This window comes from Streptomyces sp. NPDC058246 (assembly GCF_042881985.1).
GTDB lineage: Bacteria > Actinomycetota > Actinomycetes > Streptomycetales > Streptomycetaceae > Streptomyces.
The window spans coordinates 242,000-249,430 of sequence record NZ_JBHVWZ010000011.1 but is presented as its reverse complement, the minus strand read 5'-3'; the positions used below and the strand labels follow the sequence as shown (position 1 = coordinate 249,430).

Below are 7,431 nucleotides of genomic sequence, written 5' to 3'. Positions count from 1 at the left end.
CGACGGGACCGCCGCCACCGCCGTCTGCTCCGGGAGCCGTACTGTTCGGGCAGGTTCTTCCGGACAGCCGGACAGCCGGACAGCCCCGGGGCCTGTGAACCCTTTCCCGGTCAGCCGGCAAGTACTGGGTGAACGCTGTCCCTGTTCGGGCGGCGCGGTGCGGACCCTCGTCGCCTCCGGGGCCACGCTTGCCGCAGTCCTCTTCGTCCTGCGGGTGGCCACCGTGCTGGTCCGCTTCCGGTACGAGGGCGGGGCCGCTCAGCCCAGCCAGCCGGGCCGTACCAGCCCCGACTCGTAGGCGAGGACCACCAGTTGGGCTCGGTCGCGGGCGCCCAGCTTGACCATCGTGCGGCTGACGTGGGTCTTCGCCGTGAGCGGGCTGACGACGAGGCGGCGGGCGATCTCGTCGTTCGAGAGTCCGATGCCGACCAGGGCCATCACCTCCCGTTCCCGCTCGGTGAGTTCGGCGAGCGACGCGGCGGCCGCGGGCTCCTTGGAGCGGGCCGCGAACTCGGAGATCAGCCGACGGGTCACCCCCGGTGACAGCAGGGCGTCACCCTCGACCACGGCCCGTACCGCGCGCAGAAGTTCATCCGGCTCGGTGTCCTTGACCAGGAAGCCGGAGGCACCGGAGCGGATCGCCTCGAAGACGTACTCGTCGAGCTCGAAGGTGGTGAGCATGACCACCTTGACGTCCTTCAGATCCGTGTCGCCGGTGACCCGGCGGGTCGCGGCGAGTCCGTCGACCAGGGGCATCCGGATGTCCATCAGGACGACGTCGGGGCGCAGTTCGCGCACCTTGCGGACCGCCTCCTCGCCGTCGGCGGCCTCGCCGGCCACCTCGATGTCCGGCTGCGCGTCGAGCAGCGCCTTGAAGCCTGCCCTGACCAGTGACTGATCGTCGGCGAGCAGTACGCGGATCACTGGTCCTCCTTGACCTTCAACGGCAGTACGGCCAGCACCCGGAACCCTCCGTCGTCGCGCGGACCCGCCTCGATCGTGCCGCCCAGGGCGGCGGCCCGCTCCCGCATTCCGGCGAGCCCATTGCCGCTGCCGCCCGCGTCCGCCCCGGTCGCCGGACCGTCGTCGTCGATCCGCAGCCGCAGCGCGCCCTTTGCCGATTCGAGCCGCACGCGCGCGTGCCGCGACCCCGAGTGCCGTACGACATTGGTGAGCGCCTCCTGGACGATGCGGAAGGCCGCCAGGTCGGTGCCGGGCGCCAGCTTCGGGACGTCGTCCTCGCCCTCGACCTCGACCGTCAGGCCCGCGCCCGCCGCCTGTTCGACGAGTTCGGGGAGCCGGTCGAGCCCGGGCGCGGGCGCGCGCGGCGCCTCCCCCGGCGCACGCAACGTGTCGAGCACCTGGCGTACCTCCCCGAGCGCCTCCTTGCTCGCGGCCTTGATGGTGGTGAGCGCCGTGCGCGCCTGCTCGGGGTCGGAGTCGAGGAGCGCGAGGCCGACGCCCGCCTGGACGTTGATCACCGAGATGCTGTGCGCCAGCACGTCGTGCAGTTCACGGGCGATCCGCAGCCTCTCCTCGTCGGCACGCCGCCGAGCGGCCTCGGCGCGCTCGGCACGATCGTGGGCCCACTGTTCACGACGGACGCGGACCAGTTCGGACAGCGCCACGATCGCCACGATCCAGGTGGCGATGATGCCCTCCTGCCCCCAGGAGGCGGGCTGGTCCCCCGTCGGCGGCAGCCATCGGTACAGCCAGTGCGCCACCAGCGCATGCCCCGCCCAGAACATCCCGACCGCCGTCCAGGCGGCCTTCCGGTGCCCGGCGACGACGGCGCTGAAGCAGCCCATGGCGACGATGAGAAAGACGGGCCCGTACGGATATCCGGCGCCCAGATAGACCATGCCGGCCCCGGCCGTCCCGAAGGCGACAAGGACCGGGTGCCGCTGCCTCCAGAGCAGCAGAGCGGAGCCCACCAACAGCAGCGCCCATGCGAAGAAGTCCAGCTGAACGCGGTCACCCGCCTGGGAGTGGGCCGCGAAGTTGGAGCCGATGAGCACGAAGGCGGTCATGAGCAGTGTGGAACGCCACGGCCAGTGGTCGCGGCGCTCTTCGTCGTTCCAGCTCCAGCGGTTCCACCGGGGCGGACCGTGCCGCCACCACGACGGTGGTCCGCTCCGCGCCGGGGACCTGGGAGTGCGCTGCTCTTCCATGACGGTCACGCTAGACGTGCCGGGGCGGCCACGGCGTCCGCCGGGCGAGGTGATCACACGTACTCCCGGCGGAGTACCGCGCCGGTGATCTCGGGGGCCGGATGGGGAGCGTTGTCGTCCGCCGGACGCGGCTGAGTGGGCCGGGCGGACGGCGAGCCGACCTCGTCAGACCTTGCCGACCCTCGGCATCAGGCCCCTGCGTCAGGCCCGGCGTCAGGCCCGGTGTCAGGGCCCGGCGTCAGGCCCCCGCCGCGCCGCCGGGCCGGCTCCCCCTGCCGCCCGTGCCGGCACCGGCGCCGGCGGTCTGAGGAAACACCAGCCCCACACCGTGCGCGAGTTGATCCGCCGCATGCCGGAAGAACGTCTCGCGGTCCTCCACCACGCGGTTGAACTGTCCGAACAGCTCGAAGCCGACCAGCCCGTAGAGCTGCGCCCACGCGGCCACGAGCGCGGTGACCACCTCGGGCGGAAGGTCGGGCGCGAGGTCGGCGGCCATCCGCTGTGCCTCGGTCTTCAGGTCGGCGGGGAGCGGCGGGCGGGCCACACCCTTGTCCTGATACGCGTCACGGACGATGCCGATCAGGAGGAGGCCCACCCGGGAAGCGGCCGGGATGGTCGTCTCCGGCGCGGTGTACCCGGGCACGGGCGAACCGTAGATGAGCGCGTACTCGTGCGGATGCTCCAGCGCCCACAGGCGCACCGCCACGCACACCGCGACCCACCGCTCCCGAGGGCCGACGTCCGCGACCTCGGCGTGCGCCGCCTCGGCGGTCTCGCCCAGAGAGTCGTAGGCGTCGATGATGAGCGCGGTCAACAGGTCGTCGCGGCTGGGGAAGTAGCGGTAGAGCGCGGAGGAGACCATGCCGAGCTCACGGGCCACGGCCCGCAGCGAGAGCTTGGCGGCACCCTCCGCCGCGAGCTGTCTGCGCGCCTCGTCCTTGATAGCCGCGGTGACCTCGATCCTGGCTCGGGCCCGTGCCCCTCGTGCGGTACTCATGCGGGGCAGTGTCCCATGTTTTGAGAGCAGTGCACACAAATGAGAGCGGCGCTCTGCAATCGGATCGACGCTTCCAAGCCAGATCGGTGCCCTGATTCGAGAGCAGCGCTCAAAAAAGAGAGCAGTGCTCTTGCTTTGGATCACCGCTCCGACGCAGACTGTTCCCGAACGAGAGCGATGCACGCAAACGAGATCGGTGCTCACTCACGAGAGCACCGCTCTCGACCGAGTGCGCCGACGCACCGAGTGCGCCGATGCACCGATGCACCGATGCACCGATGCACCGATGCACCGACCATAAAGGTGAGCGGTGCTCACAAAGGAGAGCAATGCTCTCTCAACCGATGGGGGTCACCATGTCCACACACGTTCAGAAGCCCGGCTGGTTCACCGTCAACGTCTTCAACCGGGCCGTCGCCTGGGTGACCCGTCGCGGCCTGAGCGTCTGGGGCTCCCGAGTCCTGGCCGTCCGCGGCCGCAAGAGCGGCGAGTGGCGCACGACCCCGGTCAATCTGCTGACCGTGGACGGACAGCAGTACCTGGTCGCCCCCCGCGGTCACGTCCAGTGGACGCACAACATGCGGGCCGCGGGCGGCGGCGAGCTGCGCCTCGGCAAGAAGGTGGACGTGTTCACCGCGACCGAGATCGCCGACGACGACAAGGTCCCGCTGCTGCGCGCTTACCTCAAGCGCTGGAAGGCCGAGGTGGGTGTCTTCTTCGGCGGCGTCGGCCCCGACTCCAGCACCGAGGAGCTGCGGCGCATCGCCCCCGACCACCCCGTCTTCCGCGTCACGGTCAAGAGCTGACCGCCGCCCCCGGAGGGTTCACGGGCCGAGCCAGGAAGTCACCGGGCGAGCCGACGAGTTGACGGTCGAGCCGAGAGGTCACCGGGCAGGCCGAGGAGTCAACGGTCCAGCCGAGAGGTCACCGGGCAGGCCGAGGAGTCGCCGGCCGAGCCGAGAGGTCACCGGGCGGCCCGAGGAGTCGCCGGCCGAGCCGAGAAGTCACCGGTCCAGCGCGGTCAGGGCGCGGCCGGCCATCGGATGGCTGCGGACGAGCTCACCGAGCGAGGTCGAACCGCGGGTGATCCCCGCGAACGCCTTCCAGGCGGGCCGGAAGCCCGTGATCGCCGCGTGGAACATGCCCGGCCGGCGCTCGAAGGCGGTCAGCAGGCGCTTGCCGACGCTCATCTCGACGCCGAGTCCCGCCTTGATCGCGAAGGCGTAGTTCAGGGCCTGGCGCCGGGTGTCGACCGCGTCGTGCGCCTCGGCGATCCGTACCGCCCACTCCCCCGCGAGCCGCCCGGAGCGCAGCGCGAAGGAGATGCCCTCGCGGGTCCAGGGTTCGAGCAGTCCCGCCGCGTCGCCGCACACCAGCACCCGCCCGCGTGAGAGCGGCGAGTCGTCGGCGCGGCAGCGGGTCAGATGGCCGGAGGAGATGGCCGGTTCGAAGCCGGCGAGCCCCAGGCGGGCGATGAAGTCCTCCAAGTACCGCTTGGTGGCGGCGCCTTCGCCGCGCGCGGAGATCACACCGACGGTGAGCGTGTCCCCCTTCGGGAACACCCACCCGTAACTGCCGGGCATGGGGCCCCAGTCGATCAGCACCCGACCCTGCCAGTCCTCGGCGACCGTCTCCGGCACCGGGATCTCCACCTCCAGGCCGAGGTCGACCTGGTCGAGCTTCACGCCGACGTGCGCCCCTATCCGGCTGGCGCTGCCGTCGGCTCCGACGACCGCCCGCGCCAGCACGGTCTCGCCGCCCTGCAACACCACGGCCACGGTGCGCCGGTCCGGTACGGCCGAGCCGTGCTGCTCGACGCGCGAGACGGTGACGCCCGTTCGCACTTCGGCGCCCGCCTTCTGGGCGTGCTCGACGAGCTGCTGGTCGAACTCGGGCCGGTTGATCAGCCCGAAGAGCATCTGCTTGGAGCGACGGGTGCGCACGAAACGGCCGTCGAGCGAGAACGAGACCGCGTGCACCCGGTCCTGGAGCGGCAGCTCGAAGCCGGGTGGCAGCGCGTCGCGTGAGGGGCCGATGATGCCGCCGCCGCAGGTCTTGTAGCGGGGCAGTTCCGCCTTCTCCAGCAGGAGGACGCTGCGTCCCGCGACCGCTGCCGCATAGGCGGCGGAGGCCCCGCCGGGCCCCGCGCCGACCACGACGACGTCCCACACCCGCTGCTCGTCGCCCGCCGAAGAGTTCTCGCTGCTCACGATGGTCTACTGCTCCCAGTCCAGCCGTCTGCCGCACCTGTCCCCCGCATCCTACGGCGGGCATCGCCGCAGGCCACTGTGGGAGGATCGGCAGCGCATGCGCCCTGCACACCAGTACGCGTGTACGCACCACCCGATCACCTGTACACAGATTTACAACGTCGCACCTACAAGGAGCGTGCCCATGTCGTCGAATCCGGTCGCCGAGACCGTCGCCTCGCTCATGCCCCGGGCGAAGGCGGAGCTCACCGAGCTGGTGGCCTTCAAGTCGGTGGCGGACTTCGACCAATACCCCAAGAGCGAGAGCGAGGGCGCCGCGAACTGGGTCGCCGACGCGCTGCGCGCCGAGGGCTTCCAGGACGTGGCACTGCTCGACACCCCCGACGGCACTCAGTCGGTGTACGGATTCCTGCCCGGGCCCGAGGGCGCGAAGACGGTCCTGCTGTACGCGCACTACGACGTGCAGCCGCCGCTGGACGAAGCAGCCTGGCTGACGCCGCCGTTCGAGCTCACCGAGCGCGACGGCCGCTGGTACGGGCGCGGCAGCGCCGACTGCAAGGGCGGCGTCATCATGCACCTGCTGGCCCTGCGCGCGCTGAAGGCGAACGGTGGGGTCCCGGTGCACGTCAAGGTGATCGTCGAGGGGTCGGAGGAGCAGGGCACGGGCGGTCTGGAGCGGTACGCCGAGGAGCACCCGGAGCTGCTGACCGCCGACACCATCGTCATCGGCGACGCCGGCAACTTCCGGGCCGGTCTGCCGACGGTCACAGCGACCCTGCGCGGCATGACCCTCGTACGCGTCCAGGTGGACACCCTGGAAGGCAACCTGCACTCGGGGCAGTTCGGCGGCGCGGCCCCCGACGCACTCGCCGCGCTGATCCGCGTCCTCGACTCGCTGCGGGCCGAGGACGGTTCGACGACCGTCGAGGGGCTGGCGGGCGACGCCGCATGGGACGGGCTGCAGTACGACGAGGAGGCGTTCCGCAAGGACGCCAAGGTGCTCGACGGTGTGGAGCTGATCGGCTCCGGCACGGTCGCCGACCGCGTCTGGGCGCGTCCGGCCGTCACCGTCCTCGGCATCGACTGCCCACCGGTGGTCGGCGCGACCGCGTCCGTGCAGGCGGGCGCCCGCGCGCTGGTCAGCCTGCGGGTGCCGCCGGGCGTGGACGCCGTCCAGGCGACGAAGCTGCTTCAGGCCCACCTGGAGACGCACACGCCGTGGGGCGCGCGGGTGAACACCGAGCAGGTCGGGCAGGGCCAGCCCTTCCGCGCCGACACCTCCAGCCCGGCGTACGCCGCGATGACCGAGGCGATGTCGGTGGCCTACCCGGGCCAGGAGATGCAGTACGCGGGCCTCGGCGGCTCCATCCCACTGTGCAACACCCTCGCCTCGCTGTACCCGCAGGCGGAGATCCTCCTCATCGGCCTGAGTGAGCCGGAGGCCCAGATCCACGCGGTGAACGAGGGCGTCTCGCCCGACGAGCTGGAGCGTCTGTCGGTCGCGGAGGCGCTGTTCCTGCGCAACTACGCGGCGAGCTGAGCACTCCGCCCACGGCAGAGAGGGCCCGCGCCGCACGGCGTGGGCCCTCACCTGTTGGTCAAGAGGAAACCTGGCGCGGTTCTTGCTCAAGGTGAAGCCTGGCGCGGTTGTTGCACAAGGGGAAACCTGGCGCGGTGCGCGGTCCGGCGGCGAGCGGCGCCCGGGCGCGTCGGTGATCGGAGTGAGTCGATCCTCCGAACGGTGCAGGCGGGGCAGTGGGCCGGGCAGGCGCCGAGGTGGACGGCATGCGCGGCGCGCGGAAGACGTCCTCGACGGCGCCGGTCTCAGCGAGCCGTCCGACGTACATGACCGCGACCGGCCGGTACGTCCGGCGACGACTCCGAGGTCGCGGCCCCGAGGTCGTGGCCCCGAGGTCGTGGCCCCGAGGTCGCGGTTGATCAGGATCCCGCTCGCTGGTCTCTCAGAACTCCCCCGGATCTACTGGGGTCGCGACCTCGGCCGACTGGAATCCCCTGGTCGGGATGCCGGCCGGCCGAGCCCGTGGTCGCGATG

Annotated in this window: 7 protein-coding genes; 3 read left to right on the top strand and 4 right to left on the bottom strand. The window is 71.5% G+C overall.

The window, feature by feature from the left end; genetic code table 11:
- The first annotated feature begins 94 nt into the window (after positions 1-94).
- A complete protein-coding gene (locus ACFVXA_RS19125; protein ID WP_390025717.1) occupies positions 95-298 on the top strand; it encodes a DUF6332 family protein in 204 nt (67 codons plus the stop codon).
- On the opposite strand, the gene ACFVXA_RS19120 is transcribed toward ACFVXA_RS19125, so the two are convergent.
- The 3 genes from ACFVXA_RS19120 to ACFVXA_RS19110 form a co-directional block, all read right to left on the bottom strand.
- A complete protein-coding gene (locus ACFVXA_RS19120) occupies positions 259-924 on the bottom strand; it encodes a response regulator transcription factor (protein ID WP_362015590.1) in 666 nt (221 codons plus the stop codon). The genes ACFVXA_RS19125 and ACFVXA_RS19120 overlap by 40 nt on opposite strands.
- The gene (locus ACFVXA_RS19115) at positions 921-2,171 is read right to left on the bottom strand and encodes a sensor histidine kinase (protein WP_390025715.1); all 1,251 of its coding nucleotides are present in this window, start codon (positions 2,169-2,171) and stop codon (positions 921-923) included. The genes ACFVXA_RS19120 and ACFVXA_RS19115 overlap by 4 nt, the downstream gene beginning before the upstream one ends.
- Before the next feature lie 238 nt (positions 2,172-2,409).
- Entirely contained in the window at positions 2,410-3,168 is a 759-nt protein-coding gene (locus ACFVXA_RS19110) for a TetR/AcrR family transcriptional regulator (RefSeq protein WP_390025713.1), read from the bottom strand.
- Between the two features lie 356 nt (positions 3,169-3,524).
- On the opposite strand from ACFVXA_RS19110, the gene ACFVXA_RS19105 reads away from it, so the two are divergent.
- Complete coding sequence (locus tag ACFVXA_RS19105; protein WP_383735531.1) at positions 3,525-3,974, top strand: nitroreductase family deazaflavin-dependent oxidoreductase; 450 nt, start codon at positions 3,525-3,527, stop codon at positions 3,972-3,974.
- 198 nt (positions 3,975-4,172) lie between these two features.
- Here ACFVXA_RS19105 and ACFVXA_RS19100 read toward each other — a convergent pair whose 3' ends face one another.
- Positions 4,173-5,378, bottom strand: coding sequence for a geranylgeranyl reductase family protein (locus ACFVXA_RS19100; RefSeq protein WP_362015578.1), 1,206 nt, complete (start codon positions 5,376-5,378; stop codon positions 4,173-4,175).
- 184 nt (positions 5,379-5,562) lie between these two features.
- Here ACFVXA_RS19100 and ACFVXA_RS19095 point away from each other — a divergent pair, with 184 nt between their 5' ends.
- Positions 5,563-6,918, top strand: a complete 1,356-nt coding sequence (locus tag ACFVXA_RS19095) for a dipeptidase (RefSeq protein WP_362015575.1) — start codon at positions 5,563-5,565, stop codon at positions 6,916-6,918.
- Positions 6,919-7,431 lie beyond the last annotated feature (513 nt).